Annotated in this window: 25 protein-coding genes; 12 read left to right on the plus strand and 13 right to left on the minus strand. The window is 64.0% G+C overall.

Annotated features, from left to right (window positions below; all coding sequences use genetic code 11):
• Positions 1-35 precede the first annotated feature (35 nt).
• From phnE (XW59_RS25615) to XW59_RS25650, 8 genes are all read left to right on the plus strand, one after another.
• Entirely contained in the window at positions 36-944 is a 909-nt protein-coding gene (gene phnE, locus XW59_RS25615) for a phosphonate ABC transporter, permease protein PhnE (RefSeq protein ID WP_047148724.1), read from the plus strand.
• A 1-nt stretch (position 945) separates the two neighbouring features.
• Entirely contained in the window at positions 946-1,827 is an 882-nt protein-coding gene (phnE, locus tag XW59_RS25620) for a phosphonate ABC transporter, permease protein PhnE (protein ID WP_047148725.1), read from the plus strand.
• 280 nt (positions 1,828-2,107) lie between these two features.
• Complete coding sequence (locus XW59_RS25625) at positions 2,108-2,668, plus strand: sigma-70 family RNA polymerase sigma factor (RefSeq protein WP_246666220.1); 561 nt, start codon at positions 2,108-2,110, stop codon at positions 2,666-2,668.
• Positions 2,652-3,425 (plus strand): anti-sigma factor, encoded by a 774-nt coding sequence (locus XW59_RS25630; RefSeq protein WP_047148727.1) that lies wholly within the window; start codon positions 2,652-2,654, stop codon positions 3,423-3,425. Before XW59_RS25625 ends, XW59_RS25630 begins: the two co-directional genes overlap by 17 nt.
• A gap of 23 nt (positions 3,426-3,448) precedes the next feature.
• On the plus strand, positions 3,449-4,165 hold the full coding sequence (locus tag XW59_RS25635) for a Bax inhibitor-1/YccA family protein (RefSeq protein WP_047148728.1): 717 nt from the start codon (positions 3,449-3,451) through the stop codon (positions 4,163-4,165).
• A gap of 35 nt (positions 4,166-4,200) precedes the next feature.
• Entirely contained in the window at positions 4,201-4,767 is a 567-nt protein-coding gene (locus XW59_RS25640) for a DUF2076 domain-containing protein (RefSeq protein WP_047148729.1), read from the plus strand.
• Between the two features lie 220 nt (positions 4,768-4,987).
• On the plus strand, positions 4,988-6,547 hold the full coding sequence (locus XW59_RS25645) for a TerC family protein (protein ID WP_047148730.1): 1,560 nt from the start codon (positions 4,988-4,990) through the stop codon (positions 6,545-6,547).
• Positions 6,548-6,900: 353 nt separating this feature from the next.
• Entirely contained in the window at positions 6,901-7,857 is a 957-nt protein-coding gene (locus tag XW59_RS25650; RefSeq protein WP_246666221.1) for a LacI family DNA-binding transcriptional regulator, read from the plus strand.
• 26 nt (positions 7,858-7,883) lie between these two features.
• Here XW59_RS25650 and XW59_RS25655 read toward each other — a convergent pair whose 3' ends face one another.
• From XW59_RS25655 to XW59_RS25695, 9 genes are all read right to left on the minus strand, one after another.
• Positions 7,884-8,702 (minus strand): ATP-binding cassette domain-containing protein, encoded by an 819-nt coding sequence (locus XW59_RS25655; protein WP_047148731.1) that lies wholly within the window; start codon positions 8,700-8,702, stop codon positions 7,884-7,886.
• Positions 8,699-10,483: a dipeptide/oligopeptide/nickel ABC transporter permease/ATP-binding protein gene (locus XW59_RS25660; protein WP_052958539.1), complete on the minus strand. Its 1,785-nt coding sequence runs from the start codon at positions 10,481-10,483 to the stop codon at positions 8,699-8,701. Before XW59_RS25660 ends, XW59_RS25655 begins: the two co-directional genes overlap by 4 nt.
• 36 nt (positions 10,484-10,519) lie before the next feature.
• A complete protein-coding gene (locus tag XW59_RS25665) occupies positions 10,520-11,464 on the minus strand; it encodes an ABC transporter permease (protein ID WP_047148732.1) in 945 nt (314 codons plus the stop codon).
• Between the two features lie 81 nt (positions 11,465-11,545).
• Positions 11,546-13,048, minus strand: a complete 1,503-nt coding sequence (locus tag XW59_RS25670; protein ID WP_047148733.1) for an ABC transporter substrate-binding protein — start codon at positions 13,046-13,048, stop codon at positions 11,546-11,548.
• A 191-nt stretch (positions 13,049-13,239) separates the two neighbouring features.
• Positions 13,240-13,587, minus strand: a complete 348-nt coding sequence (locus XW59_RS25675) for a cupin domain-containing protein (RefSeq protein ID WP_047148734.1) — start codon at positions 13,585-13,587, stop codon at positions 13,240-13,242.
• Positions 13,584-14,615 carry a zinc-binding alcohol dehydrogenase family protein gene (locus XW59_RS25680; RefSeq protein WP_047148735.1) on the minus strand — a complete coding sequence of 344 codons (1,032 nt, stop codon included), beginning with the start codon at positions 14,613-14,615 and terminating at the stop codon, positions 13,584-13,586. The genes XW59_RS25675 and XW59_RS25680 overlap by 4 nt, the downstream gene beginning before the upstream one ends.
• 37 nt (positions 14,616-14,652) lie before the next feature.
• Positions 14,653-15,546, minus strand: coding sequence for a 3-keto-5-aminohexanoate cleavage protein (locus XW59_RS25685; RefSeq protein WP_047148804.1), 894 nt, complete (start codon positions 15,544-15,546; stop codon positions 14,653-14,655).
• A gap of 11 nt (positions 15,547-15,557) precedes the next feature.
• Complete coding sequence (locus tag XW59_RS25690; RefSeq protein ID WP_047148736.1) at positions 15,558-16,310, minus strand: SDR family oxidoreductase; 753 nt, start codon at positions 16,308-16,310, stop codon at positions 15,558-15,560.
• A 7-nt stretch (positions 16,311-16,317) separates the two neighbouring features.
• Positions 16,318-17,193, minus strand: coding sequence for a dioxygenase (locus XW59_RS25695; protein WP_047148805.1), 876 nt, complete (start codon positions 17,191-17,193; stop codon positions 16,318-16,320).
• Positions 17,194-17,472: 279 nt separating this feature from the next.
• Here XW59_RS25695 and XW59_RS25700 point away from each other — a divergent pair, with 279 nt between their 5' ends.
• The gene (locus XW59_RS25700) at positions 17,473-18,846 is read left to right on the plus strand and encodes an amidohydrolase family protein (protein WP_047148806.1); all 1,374 of its coding nucleotides are present in this window, start codon (positions 17,473-17,475) and stop codon (positions 18,844-18,846) included.
• Between the two features lie 20 nt (positions 18,847-18,866).
• The gene (locus XW59_RS25705) at positions 18,867-20,231 is read left to right on the plus strand and encodes an amidohydrolase family protein (protein WP_047148737.1); all 1,365 of its coding nucleotides are present in this window, start codon (positions 18,867-18,869) and stop codon (positions 20,229-20,231) included.
• Positions 20,232-20,391: 160 nt separating this feature from the next.
• On the opposite strand, the gene XW59_RS25710 is transcribed toward XW59_RS25705, so the two are convergent.
• From XW59_RS25710 to XW59_RS25725, 4 genes are read right to left on the minus strand one after another with little or no spacing between them, the layout of a single operon-like run.
• Positions 20,392-21,621 (minus strand): mandelate racemase/muconate lactonizing enzyme family protein, encoded by a 1,230-nt coding sequence (locus tag XW59_RS25710; protein ID WP_047148738.1) that lies wholly within the window; start codon positions 21,619-21,621, stop codon positions 20,392-20,394.
• A gap of 3 nt (positions 21,622-21,624) precedes the next feature.
• Positions 21,625-22,512 carry an ABC transporter permease gene (locus XW59_RS25715; protein WP_082137838.1) on the minus strand — a complete coding sequence of 296 codons (888 nt, stop codon included), beginning with the start codon at positions 22,510-22,512 and terminating at the stop codon, positions 21,625-21,627.
• Positions 22,513-22,519: 7 nt separating this feature from the next.
• Positions 22,520-23,461, minus strand: a complete 942-nt coding sequence (locus tag XW59_RS25720; RefSeq protein ID WP_047148739.1) for an ABC transporter permease — start codon at positions 23,459-23,461, stop codon at positions 22,520-22,522.
• A 22-nt stretch (positions 23,462-23,483) separates the two neighbouring features.
• Positions 23,484-24,215, minus strand: coding sequence for a FadR/GntR family transcriptional regulator (locus XW59_RS25725; protein ID WP_047148740.1), 732 nt, complete (start codon positions 24,213-24,215; stop codon positions 23,484-23,486).
• A gap of 110 nt (positions 24,216-24,325) precedes the next feature.
• On the opposite strand from XW59_RS25725, the gene XW59_RS25730 reads away from it, so the two are divergent.
• Both XW59_RS25730 and XW59_RS25735 read left to right on the plus strand, forming a co-directional pair.
• Positions 24,326-25,873, plus strand: coding sequence for an ABC transporter substrate-binding protein (locus tag XW59_RS25730; RefSeq protein ID WP_082137839.1), 1,548 nt, complete (start codon positions 24,326-24,328; stop codon positions 25,871-25,873).
• Between the two features lies 1 nt (position 25,874).
• The gene (locus XW59_RS25735; RefSeq protein WP_246666222.1) at positions 25,875-26,897 is read left to right on the plus strand and encodes an ABC transporter ATP-binding protein; all 1,023 of its coding nucleotides are present in this window, start codon (positions 25,875-25,877) and stop codon (positions 26,895-26,897) included.
• Positions 26,898-26,907: the final 10 nt, after the last annotated feature.

Consider the following 26,907-nt stretch of genomic DNA (forward strand, 5'->3'; position numbering starts at 1 on the left):
CTCGCAGCACGAACTGCGGCAGCAACAGGACCGCCATGACGCAGACATGCTCCGCCCTTGACACCTTCGAGGCCGACTATCGCCGGCACAGGACGCGTGAACGCATCTCCTTCTGGACCGTTGCGCTGGCGTTGATGGCAATTTTTCTGATCACTGCCGAGTTTGCCAATTTCTTCACCGTCACGCAGGTGACCATGCCCGATGGCAGCCGCGAAGAACGCTGGATTCTTCTCGCGGGCCTTCCCCGCCTGGGCGAATACATCTCCCGCACCATCCCGGAACTGGCATGGTTCACGCTCAGCCAGGATCTCGTCAACTGGTTCTGGCGCTGGCCGATTTGGATGGAATTGCTCTTGGAAACGATCCTCATCGCCTTCATGGCCACGATGTTTGGCGTGGTGGGAGGTTTTCTTTTGAGCTTTCCAGCTGCGCAAAATCTTTCACCGCGTCCCTGGATGATCTGGATAAGCCGACGATATCTGGAGATCGCGCGCACCGTGCCAGAGCTCGTCTGGGCACTGATCTTCGTCTTCTGCTTCGGCGTAGGACCAATGGCCGGCGTGCTGGCGATTGCCCTCCACTGCACGGGTTCGCTTGGAAAGCTCTATTCCGAAGCCAACGAAAATATCGATATGCGATCCGTGGAAGGCGTGCGCGCGGCAGGCGGCAGCTGGTTCGACCAAATGCGCTACGGCGTCGTGCCGCAGGTTCTGCCCAACACGTTGAGTTACACGCTCCTGCGCTTCGAGATCAACGTACGCTCCTCCTCCATCATCGGCTTCGTCGGCGCAGGCGGGCTGGGACAGGAACTGCGCACCGCCGTATCGCTGCAGGAATACACCGATCTTTCGGCACTGTTCGTCATCATCTTTGTGGCCGTTTTCGTCATCGACTGGGCGTCGGAAAAGCTGCGCCACCGCGTCATCGGTCTGGAAAGGATTTGAGATGTCGGCCGCTTCGCTTCCCGCCTCGATCGAGATCTCCCGGCTGAAGGCCGAAATGCCGGCCGCCTTCCGCGCGCCCTTCGCCATCCGGCTGCGCCGGGCGCTTCTGTGGGCAGGCTTCGTTCTCGTCTTTGCCTGGTGTCTTTACGATTTCGGTTTCTCGCCCGCACGGATCGTCGAGGGGCTCAGCCGGCTCGGCTCGGTGCTTTCCTTCATGTTCCCGCCGCATATCTGGACCGAGTGGCAACCGCTGAGCGACGTTCTCAAAGGTCTGGCCGAGACATTGGCGATGGCATTTCTCGGCACCTTGCTGGGTGCAGCGATTGCGCTACCGCTCTCGTTTCTGGGCGCAAAGAACATCAACCGCCTGCCCTTCCTGCGCTTTGGCGTGCGCCGTGGCTTCGACGTCATCCGGGCATTCGAGACGCTCGTTCTCGCGCTGATCTTCATCCGCGCCTTCGGCCTTGGACCGCTCGCGGGCGTGCTGGCCATCGCTGTCGGCGAGATCGGCGTTCTGGGTAAGCTCTATGCCGAGGCGATCGAGAACACCTCGAAGAAACCCGTCGAAGGCGTCATGGCGGCGGGCGGTTCGCGGCTCCAGTCCATCCATTTCGGCATCATGCCACAGGCCCTGCCGGTGATCCTGTCGATCACGCTCTACAATTTCGAAAGCAATGTACGCTCGGGTACCATTCTCGGCATCGTAGGTGCAGGCGGAATAGGCTTCCTGCTTTCCGACCGCATCCGCGCCTATCGCTGGGACGAAGCGTGGTCAATTGTCATACTGATCATCGTGATGGTGTACATCATCGACTGGCTCTCAACCAAAATCCGCACCCGGATCATCAGAGGACCTGAAACCCCAAAGACTGTCGCGGAATAAGAAAACATAGCCAACATACTGACGTGCCTGCCTTCCCACGCACCATGGCACGGCACCTAGTGAGGGATCGCAAAGAAATGGAACTTGCCTGCTCGTTCAATCGGTACGACCGCTTTCCGCGTTCCCGATTTTAAACAGTTGCTTGGCGGTTCGGTGAACCAAAATATGGTTATGATCAGACAACAAGGGTGAACCAGGAGCTGAAGCCCGCCGCTAGGGTTGGTGTCGTGTAGGCCACAGAGGGGCGGAAAAAATTTGCCGACACGCGGATGAAATCGGCATGCCGCTCCGTATATCGCACATGAACACATCGCGCTCGCGCTTCGACGTCATCGGCCAACTGGGTGCGCTCAGGCGCTATGCCCGATCGCTGACCCGTGACGGGGCGGACGCCGAAGACCTCGTGCAGGACGCGCTCGTGCGGGCCTATGAACGCCGCTCGAGCTTCCGTGCGGGCGGCAACATGCGTGCCTGGCTGCTCTCTATCCTCCACAACGCCTTCATCGACCGCGCGCGCAGCCGCAGGTCAGAAGCCGCAAGGCTCGAGCGCGTGGCCGAGGTTACGCCGCAGTCGCTCGACGCGCCTCAGGACCATGCCGTCCGCCTGGCCCAAGTGCGTGCGGCCTTCATGTGCCTTCCCGAGGAGCAGCGGGCTGCGTTGCATCTCGTGGCGATCGAGGGCCTCTCCTACCAGCAGGCGGCGGACATGCAGGCAGTTCCGGTGGGCACGCTGATGTCGCGCATCGGCAGGGCCCGGGCCGCGCTCAGGGCGCTGGAGGACGAGCCGGACGAAGCCCCGTCACTTAGGATCGTAGGAGGCCACGATGTCAGACGTCCTTGACCCTGTCACCGAGCAGGATCTCGATGCCTATGTCGACGACCAGCTTGAACCCGGCCGCCGGATTGAGGTCGAAGCCTGGTTGGCGGCGCGTCCCGCCGAAGCCGCCCGCGTGATGGCCGACCTCAGATCGCGCGACGAACTGCGCCTGGCGCTTGCGCTGCCCGGCGCATCGGGCCGTCCCGCCACCAGCGAGGCCGCGCGCCGTCTCGAACGCGGCCTTCGTCGCGGCCGAGTGTTCGCGCGCCTGCAGCAGGCCGCCGCCGTCGCGATCCTTCTGGGAGCAGGCTGGGCGGCGAACGAGATCGCCGGACCGCTTTCGGTGACGGAATCGGTCGCCTCCGCTCCCCCGCCCGCCTATGTCGAGGATGCGATGCGCGCGCACCGCACGTCTGTGATCCGCGCAGCGATGGCGTCCCAGCCGGAGGTGCCTGACTACGACCCAGAGGAGATTCGGGCCATGACCGCCATCGTCATGCCGATGCTGCCCGAAGAATGGCGGGTGAAAGACGTGCAGGTCTTCCCCTCCCGTTTCGGCCCCAGCGTCGAACTCTCGGCCGAGACGGACGAATTCGGCCCGGTCTCGCTGTTTGCGGTCAGACCTGGCACCTTCGACGTCGTTTCCCCGACACTCGTACCCGCAGGGCGTACATCGGCCGCCTTCTTCCAGATTGGCGAGGTCGCTTACGCTGTCGTCGCAGCCGGAGACGTCCGCGAACTCGACCGCGCGGCCGAACGGCTCGCCGACACGCTTTATTGATCCACACAAAGAGGAATCCCCCCATGAGCAGCCCGCAATACGGATACCGCGCCGGCTTCGGCCAACAGAGCGCCGCCCTCTTCGACGAGGGGCTGCGCCAGCACATGCTGCGTGTCTACAACTACATGGCCCTCGGCCTGGTGCTGACGGGCGTCGTCGCCTTCACCGTGGCCTCGGTGCCCGCGCTCTACGTGCCGATCTTTTCGACCCCACTGAAGTGGGTGGTGATGCTCGCCCCGCTCGCCTTCGTCTTCCTGTTTTCCTTCAGAATCCAGACCATGTCGGCGTCAGGCGCTCAGGCCATGTTCTGGGCCTTCTGCGGCGTGATGGGTCTTTCTCTCGCCTCGGTCTTCCTCGTCTTCACCGGAACCTCGATCGCCCGCACCTTCTTCATCGCGGCCACGATGTTCGGCGCGATGAGCCTCTATGGCTACACGACGAAGACGGACCTGACGAGGTTCTCGTCCTTCCTGATCATGGGCCTGATCGGAGTCGTCATCGCCGCACTCGTGAACCTGTTCCTCCAATCGTCGGCGTTGCAGTTCGCGATTTCGGTAATCGGTATCTTCGTCTTCCTCGGCCTGACAGCGTGGGACACGCAGTCGATCAAGGAGCAGTACGCCGAGAACTTCGATGCCGAATCCAGGCAGAAGCTGGCGGTCTGGGGCGCATTCTCGCTCTACCTGAATTTCATCAACATCTTCCAGCTGCTCCTCAATTTCACGGGCGAGCGCGAGTAGTCCGACGAAGACCCAACCAGAAGAAGGATTCAAGGATGGATCGCAACGACCAGCAGGCAATCGAGCAGCTCTTCGGCAAGCTCGCCGCCGTCGAGCACCAGTCGCCGCCGCGCGATGCGGAATCGGAGACATTCATCAGCAAACAGATCGCGGTCCAGCCCGGCGCACCCTACTACATGGCGCAGACGATCATCGTGCAGGAGCAGGCCCTCGAAGCCGCGCAAGCGCGCATAGAGGAGTTGGAGGTCCAGGCTGCGGCACCGCGCCGGTCGGGCGGCCTGTTCGGCGGTCTTTTCGGCGACAACCGCCAGCCGCAACGTTCCGGCTCGGTACCACGCATTGGCAGGCCGGGTGGCGCGACTGCCGCCCAGCCGATCCCAGCGGCCTCCCAGGCCCAACGCGGCGGCAGCGGGTTCCTGGCGGGTGCCGCGCAGACCGCGATGGGCGTTGCCGGTGGCATCCTGCTCGGCAACGCCATCGCCGGAATGCTGGGGGACTCGGGCGAAGCGCAAGCGGCCGAAGCCGATCCCGCGGCGGAAGAACCCGCAGCCGACGAGGCGGGCTTCGACGACGGCGGCGACTTCGGCGACATGGAGTTCTAGGCGCATTTGGAAAACGCCACACCACGCGCGTGGCCCGAACGGCCACGCTTCGGGAACCCGAATGCCTGACGACGACCCTTACAGTACGTGCTTGAAGCACCCGCGCTCCCGTTGCCGGAGTGTCGGCGCCTGGCCACTCGCAAACGGCGCGGCCGTTCTTCATCCTCCCGCAATTGAACCCAGGAAAGGCGGTCGCCTGACGGCACCGTGCTGATTTCTCATGCTCTTTGAATGGATGGCCGATCCCGCGGCTTGGGCAGGCCTCATGACGCTGATCGTGCTCGAGATCGTGCTTGGTATCGACAATCTCGTCTTCATCGCAATCCTGGCCGACAAGTTGCCGCCGCACCAGCGCGACAAGGCGCGCATGATCGGTCTATCGCTCGCGCTCGTCATGCGGCTCGGCCTGCTCGCATCGATCGCGTGGATCGTGACGCTGACGCAGACGCTCTTTTCGGTCGCCGGATTCGACTTCTCCGGCCGCGACCTGATCCTGATCTTCGGCGGCGTGTTCCTGCTCTTCAAGGGTACGATGGAACTGCATGAGCGGCTTGAAGGCTCGGTCAGCCACAAGGAAAAGAAGCTGCAGCACGCCGTCTTCTGGCAGGTGATCGTCCAGATCGTCGTGCTCGACGCGGTCTTCTCGCTCGACAGCGTGATTACCGCCGTCGGCATGGTCGAGCACCTTTCGGTGATGATGATCGCCGTGATCGTCGCCATCGTCGTCATGATGGTGTCGTCGAAGCCCCTCATGGCCTTCGTGTCGAAACACCCGACAGTCGTCATCCTGTGCCTCGGCTTCCTGATGATGATCGGCTTCAGCCTCGTCGTGGAGGGTTTCGGCTTCCATATCCCGAAGGGTTATCTTTATGCGGCCATCGGGTTTTCGGTACTGATCGAGGCATTCAACCAGATGGCCCGCCGCAACAAGGAGAGGCTGGTGACCGCTGGCGACCTTCGCGACCGCACCGCAGACGCCGTGCTGAGACTGCTCGGCGGTAAGCGCGGCGACATGCCACTGGGCGAAACAGCGGAGGCGATCGCCGAACATGCCGAGGAACAGCAGCTCTTCGCGCGCGAGGAGAAGGAGATGATCCAGGGCGTGCTGACGCTTGCTGACCGCCCCGTCATCTCCATCATGACCCCGCGCACCGAGATCGACTGGCTCGACCTGGATGCGGACCAGGAGACGCTCAAGACGAAAATCCTGGATCTGCGCCACTCGCGCTTCCTGCTCGCCCGCGGCAGCCTAGATTCCTTCGTCGGGGTCGCCTTCGCGAAGGACCTGCTGCGCGACCTCCTGCAGGACGGGCGGATCGACCTTGCTCGTTCGCTGCGCCAGCCGCTGGTCGTCCACGAAAGCGTCACCGCGCTGCGCGTTATCGAGCAACTCAGGAAGTCGCCACTCCAGATGGCCGTGATCGTTGACGAATACGGCGCGCTGGAAGGCATCGCCACGCCGACGGATATTCTGGAGGCCATCGCGGGCGATTTCCCCGAAGAGGACGAGGAGGCGCTCGTCGCGGAACAGGCGGAAGATGGCTCCTGGTTGGTCGACGGCTGGATCGACGTCAGGCGCGCATCCAATCTCCTGGAGACCGACCTGGTCGACGAGGCGGATCGCTATTCGACGCTTGCAGGCTACATCCTGTGGCGGCTCGGCCATCTTCCCACGGCGGGCGAGAAGGTGAACGCGGGCGATCTCGAATTCGAGGTCGTGTCCATGACCGAGCGAAACATCAACAAGGTCAGGGTTCGTCGGATAGTGAATTCTTACTGATCCTCGCTGTTGCTATGGCATTCAAGCAGCCGCCCCACGCGATGGAGTTCCCATGAACCGTTGGAACTCCTGGTCGAACGGCTGATGCTGTCCGTGCGATTATAGACAAGTTCGCCATGCACGACCGGCCCAACGCGATGAAAAAGGTTCTCGGACATTAGGCGAGTAATGCGACCGCGCGGTTTGCTCGGCTGAGGCGGCTCTTTGGTTTCGTTCGCCCGCCGAATGCTCTAAATATCTGAATCAAGCGCATTTTCGCGCAGCAGCCATTCGGCATGGGAGGGTGTGTGCAGCGAGCCGGCGGAACGACCATAAAGAAGATCGCGGAAGAACTTGGCGTTCATCCGTCAACCGTGTCGCGCGCGCTGAATCCGACCACACGAGGGCTGATCGGAAAGGAAACCAGCGAGCGCATCGAACGCGCCGCTAAGAAGCTTGGCTACTATCCAAATGCCGCCGCGGCCAGCCTGCGCACCGGCCGTTCGAAACTGATCGGCGTCTTCCTGCCGGATATCAGCAATCCGGTCTTTTCACCGATTCTCAGCGGGATTGCCGAGGTGACGTCCGACGCCGGCTTCGCCACGATCGTCGCGGATGTCGGCTCTGAGGCCAGAAGTCAGACCGAACTGATGTTCGAGCTGGTAGCGCGGCGTGTCGAGGGACTGGTGCTTGCCACGGTCAGCCGCAATGACGATCTCGTTCAGCAGTGCATGAACGAAAGGCTGCCGGTCGTCCTGGTCAATCGCGCGGAAAGCCTTATGCGCGTCTCCTCCGTCACCTCCGACGACGTGCATGGGATGCGGCTGGCAATCGAGCATCTTCATGGGCTCGGCCACCGCCGAATCGGCCACTTAGCCGGCCCGCAGCACCTGTCCACCGGCTTCTTGCGCAGCAACGGCTTCAAGGAGGCGGTGGCGACCTTGGGTATAGACCCCGCGGACGCCCCCATCGTCGAAAGCAGTGCCTATACCCGCCCGGCAGGCGCGGCGGCGATGCATGCCCTGCGCGAACTCAGGCCAGACCTGACAGCGGTAGTCGCCTCGAACGACCTGGTTGCGCTCGGCGCTTATGATGCGTTGCGCGATGTCGGGCTGAGCGTTCCCGATGACATCTCGGTGGTCGGACACAACGATATGCCGCTGGTCGACATGGTGCATCCGCCCCTCACCACGATCCGCATCAGCCACCGCGAACTCGGTCGGGAAGCTGCCCGCCTTTTGATGAGTGAGATCAATCACGATGGCAGCGCTAGGCGCAGCATCGTGCTCGCGCCGGAACTGGTGGTGCGAAGCTCTACTCGCAAGGTCTGAAAAGATCGGTCCGAAGGAGGCGCCTCCTAGGCGGCCACTTTGCCCGGGAACTTCGGAATGGCATCGAGCAACGCGCGAGTGTAGTCGTCGCGCGGACGTTCGAAGACGCTCTCCACGCTGCCGAGATCGGTGAACCGGCCATGCTGGAGCACGCCGACGTGATGGCACAGATTCCGCACTACGCCCAAATCATGCGAAATGAACACGTAGCTCAGGCCGCGCTCTTCCTGCAGGCGACGCAGCAACCCTATGACCTGCGCCTGCGTGGAGACGTCCAGCGCGCTGACGGCCTCGTCGCAGATGACCAGGCGCGGATCGCATGCCAGCGCGCGAGCGATCGCCACACGCTGCTGCTGGCCGCCGGAAAGCTCGTCGGGATAGCGGTCGCCGAGATGGCGAGGCAGGCCGACATCGTCGAACAGCCGGGCCACGCGCTCGTCAAGTTCGCGGCCCTGCAATCCCAGATGGAACCGGACCGCCTCGCCCACCGTGTCACGCGCCAGCATGCGGGCGTTGAGCGACAGACGCGGGTTTTGGAACACCACTTGCACCGCGCGCCGGTAGGTGACCGGCGTCTTGCCTTCCGGCCAGTCGGTGATCGTCTGCCCCTCGAAGGTGATGCTGCCCGAGAGCACCGGAATCTGCCGCAGCACCGCCTTGCCGATGGTGCTCTTGCCGGAGCCGGATTCGCCCACCAGTCCAAAAGTCTCGCCCCTCTTGACGGAGAAGGAGACGCCGTGCACCACTTGGCCATAGCGCGGCGTGCCCCAAATGGAGCGGCCCTTTTCGTAGCGGATGGTGAGGTCCTCGACCCGCAGGATGACGTCGTCAGCCACAGCGCTCATCTCATCGTCTCCATGGGACCGTCCAGCATCTCGCGCGCCCGCAGCAGCTGGCGCGTATAGGCATGCTGCGGATCGGCGAAAATCTCCGCGGTGGTTCCCTCCTCGACCATCTCACCAAGCTTCATGACGCCGACGCGGTCGCAGAGCTGGGCAACGACGGCGAGATCATGAGTGATGAAAAGGACCGACATGCCCAACGTCTCGCGGAGCCGCAGCAGCAGGTCTAGCACCTGTTTCTGCACGGTCGCGTCCAGCGCGGTCGTCGGTTCGTCGGCGATCAACAGCTTCGGCTTGCACATCAACGCCGCCGCGATCATCGCGCGCTGCGCCATGCCGCCGGAGAACTGGTGCGGATAATCGTTGAGGCGGTTACGCGCGTCGACGACCCCGACGAGATCAAGCAGCTCGGCCGCCCTCTCAAGCGCCTGCTTGCGCGAGATGCCCTCGTGGCGGACAAGCCCTTCGATCATCTGATCGCCGACCTTGTGGACGGGCGACAGCGCCATCATCGGGTCCTGGAAGACCGCGCCGATGTCGCGGCCCCGGATCGCCCGCATCTGGCGCTCCTCCAACCCGACCAGTTCCCGACCGCCGAGCAGAATAGAGCCGCCGGCCACGCGCCCAGGTCGCGGCACCTGACCGAGGATCGAGGCGGTGGTCATCGACTTGCCCGAGCCGGACTCGCCCACCAGACCGTAAATCTCGCCCGACGCGATCGAGAAGGAAACGTCGTTGACTACCTTCTGGAACGCTCCCGCATGGCCGGGAAACTCGACGCTGACATTCGACAGGCGCAGCACGCTGTCGGTGTTGCGCTTCTCCACGACTGCCGGCGCCGCATGCGCAGCCGGGGCAGACGCCGGCTCGGACTTCTTGCGTCTTGTGATGACGAGGTCGCTGTTGAAAGCGTCGCGAAAGCCGTCGCCGAGCAGATTGAAGGCGAGCACCGTGATGGTGATCGCCGCGCCGGGCACCAGCGACAAAAGCGGCTGCTGGATCTGGAAGCGGCGCGCATCGTCCAGCATCGCGCCCCAGCTCGGGCTACCCGTGGCGACGCCGAGGCCGAGGAAACTCAACATGGCTTCCAGCAGGATCGCAACACCGGCGAGGATCGACGTCTGCACGGCGATGGGGCCGATGGCGTTGGGCAGGATGTGACGGAACAGGATGCGCGGCACCGAATAGCCCTGGATCTCGGCCGCCTGGACATAGGCCTTGGGACGCTCGGCAAGAACGACGGCACGGGTCAGGCGCAGATACGACATCGCGAAGCCCAGGCTGACGGCGAGCATCGCATTGGTCAGGCCACGCCCGAAGATGGCGATGAAGGTGAAAGCGAAGAGCAGCATCGGGATCGCCTGCTCGACCTCGACGAGACGCATGACGACGCGGTCCCACCATCCGCCGCGATAGGCGACGAAAAGGCCGATCGGCACGCCGACCAGCAAGGCCGGCCCCACCGCCATGGCCACGGCATGCAGGGCGACGCGCCCGCCCCACATCGCCCGCGACAGGAGATCGCGCCCGAGATCGTCCGTTCCCAGCCAGTTCTGTGCCGAGAAACCCTGGAGGCGCCGCATCACGCTCGACGCGTTGGGATCGTGCGGCGCCAGATAGCTGGCGAAGATCGCGACCACCACCAGCATGATGACCCAGCACAGCGCGAACACCGCCGAGGGTTGCGAAAGCAGCCGCGCGAGGAAGCCGGGCCGCCGGTCGTTCGTCTCCGCAAGCGCCGTTTCCAGCGGCGCCTCCAGCGAATTCGCTGTCTGGTCGCTCATGTCAGGACGCCTCTGTCATGGATGCAGTGACCGCGATCATTCCGGCCTCACCTTCGGATCGAGAAGCCCGTAGCCGATGTCGACGATCAGGTTGACTACGATGATGAAGACGGCGACCACAACCACCACGGCCTGGAGAACCGGCGTGTCGCCGCGATTGATCGAATCGAGGATCAGCGAGCCGAGGCCGGGCACCGAGAACACCTTCTCGATCACGAAGGAGCCGCTCAACATCAGTGCCGTCAGCATGCCGATGATCGCGAGAACGGGCATCATCGCGTTCTTTAGGCAGTAGCGCATCACCAGTCGCCCGCGCGGGCAGCCGCGGGCCGTCAATGCGCGGGCATATTGCGAGTCGAGCTGCGCGAGCATCGACGATCGTGTGTGCCGGGCGATGTTGGCCGTGGCTCCGAGGCCGAGCGCCAGGCAGGGCAGGATGAAGCCCCTGACCCAGGGCCAGATGCCGGCGGAAGGCGGTGTGTATCCGGCGGCGGGCAGGAGCCGCAACTGCACGGCGAAGAACAGCACCAGCAGCAGCGCCAACCAGAAGCCCGGCATGGCGAGCAGCACCGAGACGATGCCGGTAAGCGCGCGGTCGATGAATGAGTTGCGGTTGAGAGCCGCGATGACGCCGGTCGGCACGCCGAGCAGAATCGCTATGAAGATGCCTCCGAGCGCCAGCGTCAGCGTGATCGGCAGACGATGCGCGATCTCGGCAGACACTTCCAGCCCAGTGACGTAGGAACGGCCGAGATCGCCGCGCAAAGCATTGCCGACCCATTCGAAGAACAGGACCGGAGCCGGCCGGTCGAGCCCCATCTCCGCGGTCAGGCGGGCTACCGCTTCCGGTGTGGCGCCGTCGCCGAGGATGGCGGCCGGCGCCTGCACTGGAACGAAACGGAAGAGGATGAACGCGACCAGCGCGACGAGGATGACGACGGGAAGCGCGGCGACAGTTCTAGCGAATGTCAGTTTCCACATCCTGGCCTCGTTCTATTTTCATGGAAAATAATCGCCTGTCCTTTTGCAAACGGGCGAGGGGCGGCTTAGCGCCGCCCCGTATCACTTCGCCATCTTCACGTCCTTGTAGCGCAGGGCCGAAGGCTCCCACGTGGTCGTGGCGATTTCCGCGATGGTCTCGCCATTGTAGTGGACGACGCCCGCGGTATCAAAATAGCCGCAATCGAGCGCCTCGTCATGGATGATCTGTGTCATCTCCTGAAGCAGCGCCGGCTGCTCCTCGGCCGTCGCGGTGAGGGCCCGCTGGTAGAGTTCCTCCAGACGCGGGGGCGGTGCGACCTTGAACGTATTGGCCGGGCCGTCCTCTGCGAAGCGGAACGGGTAGTAGTTGAACATGCCGCCGTTCTCCGGCGTCATCGTGTTGACGATGAACGGGTAGCGGCCGGAATAGAAGGTCTGGAAATATTCCGGCGTCGGCATCATGACGATCTCGGCGTCGACGCCGATCATGCCGAAGCTTTCCTTGGTCAGCTCCGAGATGATGCGCATGAAGTCGGGGGAAGGGAACTGCAGCGACAGGTTCGAGACGCCGGCTTCCGCCAGCAGCGCCTTGGCACCCTCTATGTCGTATTCATAGGCCTTCAAGCCAGAAAGATGCGCAGGGTCGCCCTCGTCGAAACGCTGGCTCGGGAACTTGAGCAGTCCGTCATAGCGCGCGGCATTGATGTGTTGGAGCGGCATCGCCATGCACAGTGCCTTGCGCACGCGCACGTCGCCTAGCGCGCCGGCGCGGTCGAACATCAACAAATGATAGCGCAGCGTGCTCCAGACGTGGTTGGAGAAGCCCTGCGCCTCGGCGGTCGGCATCTGCGTCGGATCCCCGTCGACCGCGTCGACCTGGCCGGCCAGCAGCGCGTTGTAGCGCGAGGCGGCATCGGGCAGGTAGGAAAGCTCGACGCGCTTCGGACCGACCGATTCCGGATCATAATAGTCCCCGAAATAGTCGAAGACATAGGTCGAGCCGGAAACGGTCTCGGACTGGTTGAAGACGTAGGGGCCGGTGCCGACTGGTTGGCGTTCCCAGATGCCGTCTGCCAGCGCCTTCGGGCTGATCATGTTCAGGCCGCGCTGCGTCAGGGTGAAGGGAAGCGACGGGCTCGGACTCAGCAGGTCGAAGCGTACGGTGTGGTCGTCGACCTTGACCACCTTGTCGATACCCCCGATGGCCTCGCGCCAGCGATTGGAGGCCTTCTGCACATTCTCGATGTTGGCGATCACGGCGTCGGCATTGAAAGGCGTGCCGTCATGGAAGACCACGTCCTCGCGCAGCTTGAAGGTAATCTCGGTCGGCGTGACAGTCCACTCGGTCGCGAGCGCAGGCTCGATCGTGGTGCCGTCCGGCGCCATCCGCATAAGGCCTTCGTAGACGAGCTGTGTATAGGTGGTGTTGGGAGGAAGCTGGGGGTTCCAACCCTGGGGTTCGAAGCCGATGCCCCAGCGCAGCGTTCCATGAGGTTCTGCATAGACGGCGCCGCCGGAGAAAGCGACGGCGATGCAGCTTGCGACCGCGGTATATTTAGCGCAATCGATTGCTTTCCTTAGCATTTGGCACTTTCTCCTTAAGTGCAGCAAAAAACCCTCCATAAGATTGAGGATTTGCTGATTTCGTGTTCCCGAGATGCAGTTAGCGCTTATTGTTAGTTTACGAATTCGTAAGTCATCATGCGAACGATTGCAAGCCTATCGCGGAGGTATCGGATCACCCGGCGGGCCGGCGCTTTCGAGCCCTGTATCGCTCACGCTTTCTTCTCCGTCAGAGGCATGCAAAGAACGATCAACGCGGGGACCTGGCCGCGGTTTTCCAGCTTGCGCGCCTCGCCCGGCGCGATACGGCAACTGTCGAGCCTGTGCAACACGGCTTCCTCGTCGCCGGTGCCGACGACGATCTCGCCTTCGACCACCAGATAGAGCTTTTCATATGGCGAGGCCGAGAGCGACGTATGGCCGCCCGGCGCGATCTCGGACATGCCCATCCAAAACGTTTCCGACGGCCCCGCCTCCATGCCCTGGAGGCGCAGGCAGCGCATGTCGAAATGCTCCGGCGGGTGGTATTGCGGCGCGGCCTCGATCCGGGTCACGTTCATAGGGCCGTCTCCGGCATGATGAAGACGCGGTCGCGACTCGAAGACATTACGGCGCCATAGGCTTCGGCTATCCGGTCCAGCGGAAACTGCGCGTCCGGCGTTACCGCGAAGGGTTTCAGCGCGCCGTTTTCGAAACCCGGCAAAAGCTCGCGAAGCACGTCGCCCGTTTCCGCGCAGGACAGCGCCAGCGTGTCGATGCCGTGATAGCTGTGGCGGCCGCGATAGAACTCGAAGATGTTGAAGTCGACCACCGGGTTGATAGCGGCGATCAGGATCTGTCGGCCAAGCTTGGCGAGGCTCTTATGGGCGGCGGCGAAATAGGGGTCGCCGACAGTGTTGAAGACGATGGTCGCGCCGCGTCCACCGGTCAGCGCCATGACGCGTTCCGCGACGTCCTCGCTGCTCACGTCGATGATCTCCACCCGAGCGACGGAATGGCCGGCATAGTCTTCCGGCCGACGGACGACGCCGATCACCCGCGCGCCGCGCCAGGTAGCGATCTGGGCAGCGGCCTGCCCGACCTTGCCGTTGACGCCCATGATGACCACGACGTCGCCCTCGCCCGGCAGCCCCGCGCGGCGGAAACCCTCTATGGCGGTGACGAAGGGAACGCCGATGCCTGCGGCTTCCGCGAAGCTCAGACCGGCCGGCTTAGCGACCAGCCCGCCCTGCGGCACGATCACATGCGTGCCGTGGCTGCCGTCGCGGCGGATGCCGAGGTCGCCGGACGAGCCGAAGACCTCCTTGCCGACCAGCCCGGACGGGCCGGCGACGACCGTGCCGGCAAAATCCCGGCCCGGCGTGCGCGGGAAGACGGCATAGGGCATGAGCCCCGTCGCGGCCTTCACGTCGGACGGATTGACGGCTGCGGCATGGACCCGCACGACCGCCTCGTCGTCGCTTTTCAGGACCAGCGGCCCAGTCTCCACGGCAGGGGCGAGAGAGTGGATATCGGTCGCCTTTGCAAGGAGGCGCGCGCGCGTGGCCGGCGTTTCGAAGGGGACGGCCGCGGAGGCTGCAAGGTTCAAGACAAGACTCCCGAATGAAGTGAAGGAATGATGTGCGTCATGACGCGACCGCCTGCGGCAGCGACAGCATGGCGCGCGCCTCTGCGGTGCTTGTCAGCGTGCCGCCGAGGTCTTCGATGATACGCCGTGCCTTGGTGACCAGCGCCGCGTTGGACGGCGCCAGCTCGCCGCGCGAGAGATAGACGCCGTCTTCCAGCCCGACGCGGGCATGACCGCCGGCAAGGAAGGACTGCGCCACCATCGGGAACGCGGCGCGGCCGATGCCGATGGCCGTGAAGCGCGCGCCCGCCGGCAGCATGTTGCGGGCGTAGAGCACCGTTTCCGGCGCGGGCTGGAAGCCGTATTTCACGCCCAGCACGAAGGAGCAGAGCGCCGGGCCCGCGAGCGTGCCATCTGCCAGCAGGTCGTTCATGAAGGCGATGTCGCCGCTGTCGAACAGCTCGATCTCGGGCAAGGCGCCGGCGTCGCGGATCACCTTCGCCATGCGGCGCACGTTGCGCGGCGTGTTGATGACGACCTCGCCGCCGGAGTTCATCGTGTTGAGGTCGAGCGTGGCGATCTCGGGCTTCAGCGCCGCGATATGGCCGACGCGCTTTTCCGGCGCCATCAGCGTGGTGCCGGGGCCGGCGATCTTCGGGTCTTCGTCCGAGGGCACGAAACGCCCGCCGGGGCCGGTCGTCAGGTTGAGGATCAGGTCCGGCCGTGCCTTGCGCAGTGCCTCCACGACCTGCGCGTAATGATCGAGCTCCATCGAGGGACGCCCGGTCTCGGGGTCGCGCACGTGGATATGGACCACGGCGGCGCCCGCCTCGGCGGCTTTCAGCGAGGAATCGACGATCTGCGCCGGCGTTATCGGCAGATGCGGCGTCTGGTCCGGCTTGGTCAGATTGCCGGTGATGGCGCAGGTGAGGACCACCTTGCCCTTGTGCATGGCGACGCCGCTCACAGCAGCCTCCCGCCGTCGACCACCAGCGTCGTGCCGGTGGCATAGGTCAGATGCGTGGCGCAGGCGAGGATCGCGTCGGCGACGTCATCCGCCGTCGCGACGCGTTTGAGCGGGATCGTCTGGCCGATCTTCTGGTTGAACTCGGCACCGCGGCCGGGCACGAAGCCGGTATTTACGACGCCGGGCGAGACGCCCATGACGCGGATTGATGGGGCCAGCGCCCGCGCCAGCGACTTCACCAGCGTCTCGGTGCCGGCCTTGGCCGCGCAATAGGCAATGTTGGAGCCCGCGCCGTTGCTGGCCGCGATCGAGGAGATGAACACCGCCAGCGCGTCGTCGCTGGCCTTCATGAGCGGCATCAGCTCGCGCATGGTGGCGAACTGCCCGCGCCAGTTGACGGCGAACATGCGGTCGATGAAATCGTCGTCCAGCGCGTCGAGATCGGCGTGGGGGACGGCCTTGGTGAAGCCCGAGGCGTGCACGAGAATGTCGACGCGGCCGAAGCGCTGCTCCAGCTCGCCGCGCAGCGTCTTCAGCGATGCGGTATCGGTGACGTCGGCCTCGAAGGCGGCATATCCCCTGCCCTCCAGCCCGGCCCTGAGCGCGGCGGCCTCGCGATCATCGCGCTCGCCACGGCGGAAGGTGACGGCGACGGTCGTGCCGGCCTGCGCCAATGTCGCTGCCGTCGCGGCACCCACGCCGCCATTGCCGCCTACCACCAGAGCGATCTTGCCCGCAACGCTACGCATGGCGCACCTATTTGATTGGAGGAACGGGCAGCCGGGCCTCGCCGGGCTGCATGACGAATTCATAGTCGAGCACGCAGCGCTCATCGGCGGCGCCCTCGTTCTCGGTCCGGTAGCTGCCGATCAAAGCCGGTGTGACGCCGAAGACGGGATCGTCCTCGAGATGCGCGTCGTCGCCCGGGAAGACCTGGGTGATCAGCGTCTTGTAACCTTCGCGATGGACGAGGAAATGCAGGTGCGCGGGCCGCAGCGGCTGCCGGCGCTGGGCGCGCAGCATGTCGCCCGTCGGGCCGTCCATCGGCACCGGGTAGCCCGCAGGCCGCACGCTGGTGAAATGGAAGCGGCCATCCGCATCCGCGGTGAAGACGCCGCGCAGGTTCATGTCGGCCTGCTGCTCGTCCTGGTTCTCGTAGAGCCCGGCGGGAGACGCCTGCCAGACGTCGACGCGCGCCCCTGCGATCGGGTTGCCCGCGTGGTCGCGGACCAACCCGCGCATCAGCAGCGGCGTTCCCTGCGTTTCGCTTCGCAGCAGGCTGGCGCCGCTTTCCAGCTCGGGCGCGTTGAGCCGCCAGAACGGGCCGAGCAGCGCCGAGGCGGTCTCGGTCACGCCGCCGGCCCCATTGTTCATCAGGCACACCAGCGTCGAGACGCCGAGCGCGTCGGAGAAGAGTGCCGCCTCGTTGTGGCGGTCGTTGCTCGCCTGGCCGATGCGGTTGACGAAGTCGAAGGCGAATTCGAGCTCTTCTTCCGAAACGCTCACCTCGCGAACGAAGGCATGAAGATGGCGCACCAGCGCCGACAGGACCTCGGCATGACGCGCGTCCGGCGCCCGGCCGACGGCCTTCAGCACCGCTTCCGTGACATCGCCCTGGTCCTGGATGAGCATCATTGCGCCTCTCTGGTTGCGTACAGGCTAACAGCAATCGATTGCATAATGTCAACTGGAAATTTGCTTATCAGAAGATGTGTCGCTGCATCTGGCCCATTTCTATAGTGTTTCTGGCGGTATTGACGCCACAAAACCCAATGCCTAATCTGCAATCGATTGCGATTATGAATGTATGATCTGGCGATCGAAAGGCTAGGAGGGGCGGCGGTTCGCGGCCTTGTCGCGGCCGGAGCCGTGCGGCATCGGCTGGCGCGGAAAACAGGTGGAGCTGACATCTTGAAGAAGACGCTGATCAAATGTGGCTGGCTGGTCACGCAGGACCCCGCCATCGGGGATTTCACCGGTGGCGAATTGCTGATCGAGGGCGATCGCGTCCTTGCCGCGGGCAAGGCGCTCGACGCCGCCCATGACGAGGTCATCGACGCGTCCGACATGATCGTCATGCCGGGCCTCATCAACGGCCATATCCACGTCTGGCAATGCGGCCTGCGCGGCATCGGCTCGGAATGGATGGGGCCGGACTACCACGCCAACATCCACGCCAACATCGCCACCAAATACGGCCCGCGCGACAATTATCTCGGCAATCTCGTCGGCGCCCTCACCCAGATCGACAGCGGCGTCACCACGGTCATCGACTTCTGCCACAATCTGAAATCGCTGGAGATGGCGGAAGCCGCCATCGACGGGCTGGACGAATCCGGCATCCGCGCCGTCTTCGCGCACGGCACCGCCAAGCCGCCCGCGGCACCCGGCGAGACGCCGTTCACCCACGTCCCGCATCCGCGCGACCGCATCGAGGCGCTGCGCAAGGGCCGCATGGCTTCTCACGACCAGCGCGTCACGCTGGCCATGGCAATCCTCGGGCCGCATTACGGCACGCAGGAAGTGTTCGAGACCGACGTGCGGCTCGCCCGCGAGTTCGGCCTGTTCTCCACCACCCATGCCACCAAGCCGAACGACAAGTGCATCTCGCCGCGCGGCTATCTGGCGCTCGCCAAGGCCGGGCTTCTGGGTCCCGACCACAATATCGTACATGGCAACTATATCGACGACGAGGAGCTGAAGGCGATCGCAGGTTGCGGCGCGACGGTGACGGCGACCGTGCTGGTCGAGCTGCACGGCCACGCGCCCGACCCGCTGGTGATGCGCATGCGCGCGCTAGGCTCGATGCCCTCCATCGGCATCGACGTCGAGCCGATCGTTACCGGCGACATGTTCCGCGAGATGCAGGCCGCACTCTCGCACGCCCGCTGGTCGGCCCACCGCGACAACGCCGCCGAGGGCAAGCCGTCGCTCTCCGTCATGCCGGTGCGCTCGCGCGAGGCACTGGAATGGGCGACGATCGGCAACGCGCAGGCGATGGGCATCGACAGGAAGGTCGGCAGGCTGTCGCCGGGCATGAAGGCCGACATCACCATGCTGCGCGCCCGCGACCTCAACATCTTCCCCGTCCACGACCCGATCTACACGATCGTCGAGCAGGCCGGCGCCAAGAACGTCGATACCGTCATCGTCGACGGCGTGGTGCGCAAGCGCGCCGGCAAGCTGCTCTTCGACGAGGCGCTGCTCGCCACGCGCATGGACGAGATGCGCGCGTCCGCCCTGCGGGCGATGGACGAAGCCAATTTCAAGCTCAACGCCGCCTGAGCGGACCGGGAGGAACCACGATGAAGAAGACACTCATCCGCTGCGGCTGGATCGTTTCGCTGGACGACACGATCGGCGACGTCGTCGGGCAGGACATCCTGATCGGAGACGACAAGATCCTTGGCGTCGGCACCAATCTCGGCGAGGCCGACGAGGTCGTCGATGCGCGTGACATGATCGCCATTCCCGGCATGGTCGACGCGCATCTGCACACATGGGAGACGGGCCTGAAGGCGATCGGCTGCGACTGGCGCCAGGGCGAGTATCTGCGCGACGTCTTCGCCGGCATGAGCACCTGGTTCGAGCCGGACGACAACCACATCGCCACGCTGGCCGGCGCGCTGAGCCGGCTCGACGCGGGCGTGACCACCCTGCTCGACTACTGCCACAACGTGCGCTCGACCGAGCAGGCGGAGCGGTCGGTGGACGCATTGGAGGAAGCGGGCATCCGCGCCGTCTTCTGCCTTGGCACCGGCGTCTACCGCCCCGACCAGAAGCCGACCGACGCGGAGCTGCAGCGCATCCATCCGCGCGACCGCGTCGAGCAGATCCGCAAGCGGCTCTCCAATGAAGAGCGTCTCGTCACCATGTCGCTGGCGATCCCCGGTCCGCACTGGGCCGAGGAGCCGTCGATCCGCGCCAACCTCGCACTGGCCCGCGAGCTGGGACTGCGCACCTCTTCGCATGCGACGAAGCGCAAGAGCCAGGAGCTGATGCCGGACGGCTATGCCAGCCTGACCAGGGAAGGCCTGCTGGGCCCCGACCACAACATCGTGCACGGCAACTATCTGCCCGACGACGAGCTGAAGCTGATGGTCGATGCCGGCATCACTGTCACCTCGACCGTGCAGACCGAGATCCGCGGCTATGGCCGTCCGCCGGCGGTGAGCCGCGTGGTGAATTTCGGTGGCCTGCCCTCGCTCGGCGTCGACGTCGAGCCGAAGATCCCCGGCGACATGTTCCGCGAGATGCAGCTGGCGCTGGCCTACGCGCTCAACGAGCGCGTGCGCGAGGATATCGTCAAGCCGGAGAAGCCGGTGGAGAACAAGCCGATCTTCGCCCGCGACGCGTTGAAATGGGCGACGATCGGTGGCGCCGAAGCGCTCGGTCTCGGCCACCGTATCGGCACGCTGACGCCGGGCAAGCAGGCAGACATCGTGCTCTTGCGCGCCAACGACCTCAACCTGTTCCCGATACGCAATGCGCTCTTTTCGGTCGTCGAATTCGCCCATGCCGGCAATGTCGACGCGGTGATGGTCGACGGCGAATTCCGCAAGCGTGACGGTAAGCTGCTGTATGGCGAGGACAAGGTGCGATCGGTGCGCGCACGCCTGATGGAATCGTCCGACCGCATCATCCACGAAGCCGGTTACAGGATTCGCTGAAAGCCCACAGGCTCGGCAGCGAGTGGCTTGTAATCCAGTGAACCGACGCCATACCAGATGCTCATGATAGCTGGCGGCAATCGTGAATTCGTGGGTATTGGACGAAGCGCGGGATGTGGGTGACAAATCTTCGCGCTCGCGCTGTGGGAAAGAACACCAACTAGGCATTGACGGCAGAGACGCGGCATTGCACGCCTTGTCTCTCGAAGAGAGCCGGTTGGAGCTCGGTGCCGAGTCCTGCTGATTCCGGCGGCTGGATATGGCCGTTTTCCATTCGAGGCAATTCAGTCACAAGGTCGCGATAGTATCCCTTGAGAAACGTGCGAACCACCTCCTGTTTCAAGGCGGCCGGTGACGCGATTGCCTGATGGATACCGGCCAGGAGGACGATCGGTCCAGTCGCATCATGTGGCGAGAACGGGCGCCCGAAGCTTCGGCAGAGGGCCGCAATGTCGCGTGTTTCGCTGACGCCGCCGATCCAGCCGGTATCGAACATGACAATGTCAAGCGCCCGGCGCGGCAGCATTTCGCGAAGCCAGTCCACGGTCGCGTAGGCTTCCGCTCCGACCACATGGCCTCGCACATGCTCTCGGAAGGTTTGAAGGTCGCCCATATTGTGCATCTGGACGGCATCTTCATGCCAGGCCACGTCAAAGTCATTGAGCGCGGCGGCGATCTTGAGCGCTCCCGGCAACTGCCAACGCGTGTGATAATCGACGTAGATGTCGATGCGCGCGCCAACCGCCTTCCGGATCTTTTCGACCGATTTGATGCCGTCCTTGAGGTCAGACAGCGAGATGTCGTAGCCGCGGGTCTTGTCGGCATAGGCGTCGAAAGGCGAGTATTTCATCGCTGTAAACCCCTCCGCCAACAGTTCCTCGGCAAGCTCACCGGGCTCTTCGAGATTGTCGCCTGCTATCCCGCCGCGACCGCCCTGGACATTGGTCGTCCCTTCCGCACCCGGTGCATAATGCATCAGGCGGCGTGCCACGCTGTCGCGGCCGGGTCGAACGCAGGTGTTGTAGACCGGAATTCGATCCCGGCAGGCACCTCCCAGAAGCTGGTAGAGTGGTTGGCCCAGCGCTTTTCCCAAAAGGTCCCAAAGGGCGATGTCGACAGCAGACACCGACTGCAGTTCGATCGAACGCGTCGGAAAACCCTGGAAGCGATTGTCGAGCCGGTTACGCATGTCCGAGACCAGCCCGTTGATGGCCATCGGATCGCGGCCGAGCAGCAGCGGCGCCAGGACGTCGTGAGTATAGGCAGCCACGGCGGCGGCGTTACGGAAAGTCTCGCCGAGACCGGTCAGGCCCTCATCGGTGTGGAGGCGCACCCAGCACAGATTGTAGAATGGCGGGACCTGAACGGTTTCAACGGAGGTGATCTTCACGCACTATCCCTTCAGCCGGCTGTCGAGAGAGTCGCGAAGGGCGTCGCCCAGGAAGTTCAAGGCCAGCACGGTCAGGAATATTGCAGCGCCCGGGAAGACGCCCATCCACCACGCATCCCAATATTGCATGGAGACCGACAGCATCGAACCCCAGGTGGGCGTGGGCGGCTGAACCCCCAGGCCGAGGAAGGAGAGAGCGCTTTCGGTGATCAGCGCCGTGGATGCCTTGAGCGAGGCATAGACGATCACGTTGCCACGTACGCTCGGCCAGATGTGCCGCCAGATGATGCGCGCGTTTGAAAAGCCCGCCGCGCGCGCGGCCTGGACGAACTCCACGTCGCGCAGCGAGAGTACCTGGCCGCGCACAAGGCGCGCGAAGCCGGGAATGTTGACGATGGCGATGGCGATGATTGCGTTGATCAGATCCGGCCCGAGCGTGGCCACGATGGCGAGCGCGAGGACCAACATCGGAAAGGCGAGCAGCCCGTCCATGATGCGCATGACGAGGTCATCGAGCCAGCCGCCGTAATAGCCGGTGATCAGGCCGATGGCGACGCCGAAAACCAGCGCTATGGCGATGGAGATACCCATCACCTTGAGCGAAGCCGTCGCGCCGTAAATGATACGCGAGAGAATGTCGCGGCCGAGTTCGTCCGTTCCCAGCCAGTATTGGGCGCTCGGCGGCAGCAGGATGGCCTCGTAATCGATGGTGGCAGGGCCATGGGGGCTGATCCACGGTGCGGTTAGGGCCGCGACGACGAAGACACCGAGAACTATGATGCCGATCCGTCCAAGGGAATGGCGCCAGACCTTGCGGAGGATGGCGAAGATGGGGCTGCCCCCGGCCGGAAGACCGGATGCGGCGATAGTGGGATTGGCTTCTACGGTCATGTTCGCCTCACAACCTCACGCGACGGTCCACGAGGGTGTAGCTGAGGTCAGTCAGGAGATTGACGACCAGCACTCCCAGCACCACGACCAGGATCGCGCCTTGCACCACCGGAAAATCGCGCTCGAAGATGCCGTCGACGATCATGCGGCCGAGGCCGGGTAGAGAAAAGACCGTCTCCGTGACGACGGCTCCGCCGATGAGCGCGCCCATTTGCAGGCCGACCACCGTGATGACGGGAATAAGCGCGTTACGGAGGGCGTGGAGGACGATGACGCGGGCCTCGCCCGCTCCCTTCGCGCGGGCGGTGCGGATGTAATCCTGCGACATCACCTGAAGCATCGCGGTACGGGTCTGGCGCATGACGAGCGCTGCCTGCGCCGTTCCAATCGTGATGACCGGCATGATCATCAGCTTGAGGTTGGTCAGCGGGTCGGTGTGAAAAGGCACATAGCCTGATGGCGGCAGCCAGTTGAGGCGGATCGACAGCAACATGATGAGAAGGATGCCGACCCAAAAATAGGGAATTGCCATGCTGGAAAGCGAAAGCGCGCTGACCAGGCTGTCGATCCAGCTGTTGCGCTTCAAGGCCGCGATGATGCCCAGCGGCACGCCTATTACCAGCGATAGAATAACCGCGAGGATCGCGAGCTCGAAGGTGACCGGAATCCGCGCCGTCAGCATCTCCGCGACCGGCTCGCGCGTACGCAGGGAACGGCCGAGATCGCCGGACAGGGCACGCGTGAGCCAGCGACCATACTGGACCATTATCGGCTGATCGAGACCCAGCTCCTCGCGCAGCGCGGCACGGTCGGCCGCGTTCGCATCCTCGCCCAGTATCGTCGTGGTGGGATCGCCTGGCAGCATAAGGGAGGTCGAGAAGACCACGAGGCTCATAACCAGGAGCACGGGAACAAGCTGGAGAAGACGGCGCACCAGAAACGCAATCACGATGAAGATCCTTCAGCCGGCGTCATGACTGCTTGTCGGTTTCGCTGGAGAGCACGGCGACGATTGCCGGTTCCGTGGCATCGAAATGCCGTTGCATGGCGGCGAAGGCCGCCTCGGGATCGTGCGCCTCCACCGTCGCCAGGATGTCGACGTGTCGGCGGAAAGTTTCGTCGGGGTCGCGGACGTGCCGCTGGGCATGGAGGCGGCGCATGCTCTCCTCAATAGGAACGCTCAGCGCCTCAAAAAGCCTGGTCATCAACACGTTGCGGCTCGCCTTCACCAGGATCATGTGAAAGGCGGCGTTGGCGGGGATCCAGACCTCCGAATTGGTGCGGTTTTGACCGAGCACCTCCACCTGCCGACGCAACGCATCCAACTCCGGCTCGGTGATGTGCCGAGCGGCGAGCGATACCGTGTGCGTCTCGAGCGCACGTCGCAGATCGACCACCTCGCGCAAGCCGTTCGCTGACATGCGCACGGCGATCTGGAAGTACTGCGCGAGCGGCTCCGAACCCTGCTCACGAATCGTGGTCGACTTTCCGTGGCGGATCTCCACCACGCCCATTTCTCCCAGACGCTGCAAAGCCTCCCGTACCACAGCCTTGCTCACGGCGAAGCGCCGGGCGAGCTCGCTTTCGGCGGGCAATTCGTCGCCCGGCTTCAAGCTGCCGCTGCATATCCATTCCGCCATGTGCTGGACAACCGTGTCGGATAGCCTGGGACGGGCGATATTTTCCACTTTCACATCGAACATTCGGCACCTCTCTTCAACATATTCGATCAGTAGATATCTACTGTCAAGTTGACAAATCTGTTTCCGCTATTTATGCAAAACGGAGAAACCTGGCTAGGGAGGAGAACCAAATGATGCTGGGAAAACTGGGCAGGGCACTCGGCGTCGCCGCCGTGCTCTCTTGTGCAGCAGACGCGGCGCTCGCGCAGGACGCGCCGGTTCGGGGCGGCGTTTTATCGGCGGCGATGGATCTCGAGCCGGCGACGCTCGACCCCGCGTTCGGCAATGCACCGGGCAAGGACCGATCGGTCTACAATCAGATCTTCGAAAATCTCTTCTACCAGAACCATGAAGGAACGCTGACGCCGCAACTGGCGGAAAGCTGGGAGATCGCGCAAGATGGCCGGTCCGTCACCTTCAAGTTGCGACGGGGCGTGGTTTTCCATGACGGAACGCCCTTCAACGCCGAGGCGGTGAAGTTCAATTTCGACCGGATCGTCGACCCCGGTGTGAAGGCGCGGGCGCGCCAGTTCGTTGCCGATCTTGGCTCGAGCGAGGTCGTCGACGAGTACACGGTGCGCGTCAACTTCAGCGCACCTTCCGGCGCCGTCCTCGCAGGCCTTGCGAATGAGGCGGGGATGATCGTCTCGCCGACGGCGCTGAAGGCGGATCCGGAGGGCTTCGCGCGCAATCCGGTAGGCACCGGGCCGTTCCGCTTCGCAAGCTGGAGGGGCGGAGACCGCATCACCGTGGAACGCTTTCCGGATTACTGGGGCAAGGCGCCCGATGGCGAGCCTCTCCCCTATCTCGACGGAGTGGTCACGCGGTTCATCTCCAATTCCGCCGTGAAGATCGTCGAAGTCCGTTCGGGAAACGTGCATCTCGGCGACACGATTCTCGACAAGGACTATGCGCAGATCGAGGCCGATCCGAACGTCGACACGTTCCCGAACCATGTCGGCACGGCGCAGTTCAGCTCGTTCAATCTCACCCGACCGCCCTTCGACAACATCGACCTGCGTAAGGCGGTTGCGTACGGCATCAATCGCGAGGTGATATCCCGGGTCATCACGGGCGGAACCGGCATCGTGACCGCAACCTTCGAACCGCCCTCCTCCTGGGCCAGCGACCCCAACCTGAAGCCGCACGCCTACGACCCCGATCTGGCGCGCAAGCACTATGAGGCCTCTGGCCACAGTGGCCCGCTGACACTCAGCGTAATCCAGCGCGACCCCGACACGCGGATTGCCCAGATCATCCAGTCCCAGCTGGCCGAGGTCGGCATCACGATGAAGATCGAGACGCTGGAACGGCAGGCCTGGCTCGATAAGGTGCTGAGCTACAATTACGACATGGCCCTGCAGCGCGCGAACACCCCGCGTGTAGATCCCGACATGAGCTTCAGCACCTACTACAGCCGCAACGCGGGATCCAACTATCCCGGCGTCCGCGACGAAGCGATCTTCGATGCTGTCGACCGCGCACGCTCGACCAACGATCAGGCCGAGCGAGCCAAGATCTACGGCGATATCCAAGGCATGCTGCTGGACAACTACTATCAGACCTACTTCTTCTTCAGGAACAACATGGACATCATCCGCACCGGGGTGAAAGGTGTGGAGCGCGACTTCAGCGGGCAGTGGATATTCACGCGCACCTGGCTCGATGAGACGGACTGACGTGTCGCGTTCCGATCCCGAAAACCCGCTGATCGACGTGCGGAACCTGACTGTCACGTTCCCCGTGCAAAACGGCCACGTCCGGCCGGTGGATGAGGTGAGTTTCAGCATCGGACCGGGCGAAACCGTCGCGATGGTCGGAGAATCCGGTTCGGGAAAGTCGGTGACGAGCCTCGCGATCATGGGGTTGCTGCCGCCCCAAGCGCAGGTGGGCGGCCAGATTCTCTGGCGCAACAATGGGAAGGCGCACGACCTCGCGGGTCTTCCCCAGCGGGCGATGCGGCGCATCCGCGGCAACGACATCGCCATGATCTTCCAGGAGCCGATGACCTCGCTCAACCCGCTTCATTCCGTGGGGCGCCAGATCATCGAGGCCATCCGGCTTCACCGCTCCGTCTCCCGTGCACAGGCACGGGAGCTGGCCGAATCCATCCTGGAGCTGGTGGGGCTGCCCGAGCCGGCCCGCCAGCTCGACCGCTGGCCACATGAAATGTCGGGCGGCCAGCGACAGAGGGTGATGATAGCCATGGCGCTGGCCGGCCGGCCGGCCCTGCTCATCGCCGACGAGCCGACGACGGCGCTCGACGTCACCATTCAGGCCCAGATCCTCGATCTTCTGCGCCGCTTGCAGACGGAATTGGGCATGTCCATGCTCTTCATCACCCATGATCTCGGCGTGGTGGCGGAAATCGCCGACCGTATGGTGGTGATCTATGCCGGTCGCATCGTAGAGTCAGGCCGTGTCGAGGAAGTGCTTTCCCGGCCAACCCACCCCTATACACGCGGCCTGCTCAGGTCCGTGCCGGCGATGAAAAGTGCTGCGCGAAGGTTGGAGGCCATTCCCGGAATGGTGCCCGATCTTGCCATGCTGCCCCCAGGCTGCCGTTTCGCGCCGCGCTGCCGCTATGCCCAACCCTCCATATGCGACGCACGCGAGCCAGCGCTGGAGAATGCCGGTCAGGGACGATCCGTGCGCTGCGTCCGCTGGCGCGAGATTGAGGAGGCCGTCGATGTTGTCGCCTGAGACACCAGCC

Origin of the sequence: Aquamicrobium sp. LC103, from assembly GCF_001014615.2 — a bacterium.
Taxonomy (GTDB): Bacteria; Pseudomonadota; Alphaproteobacteria; order Rhizobiales; family Rhizobiaceae; genus LBCQ02.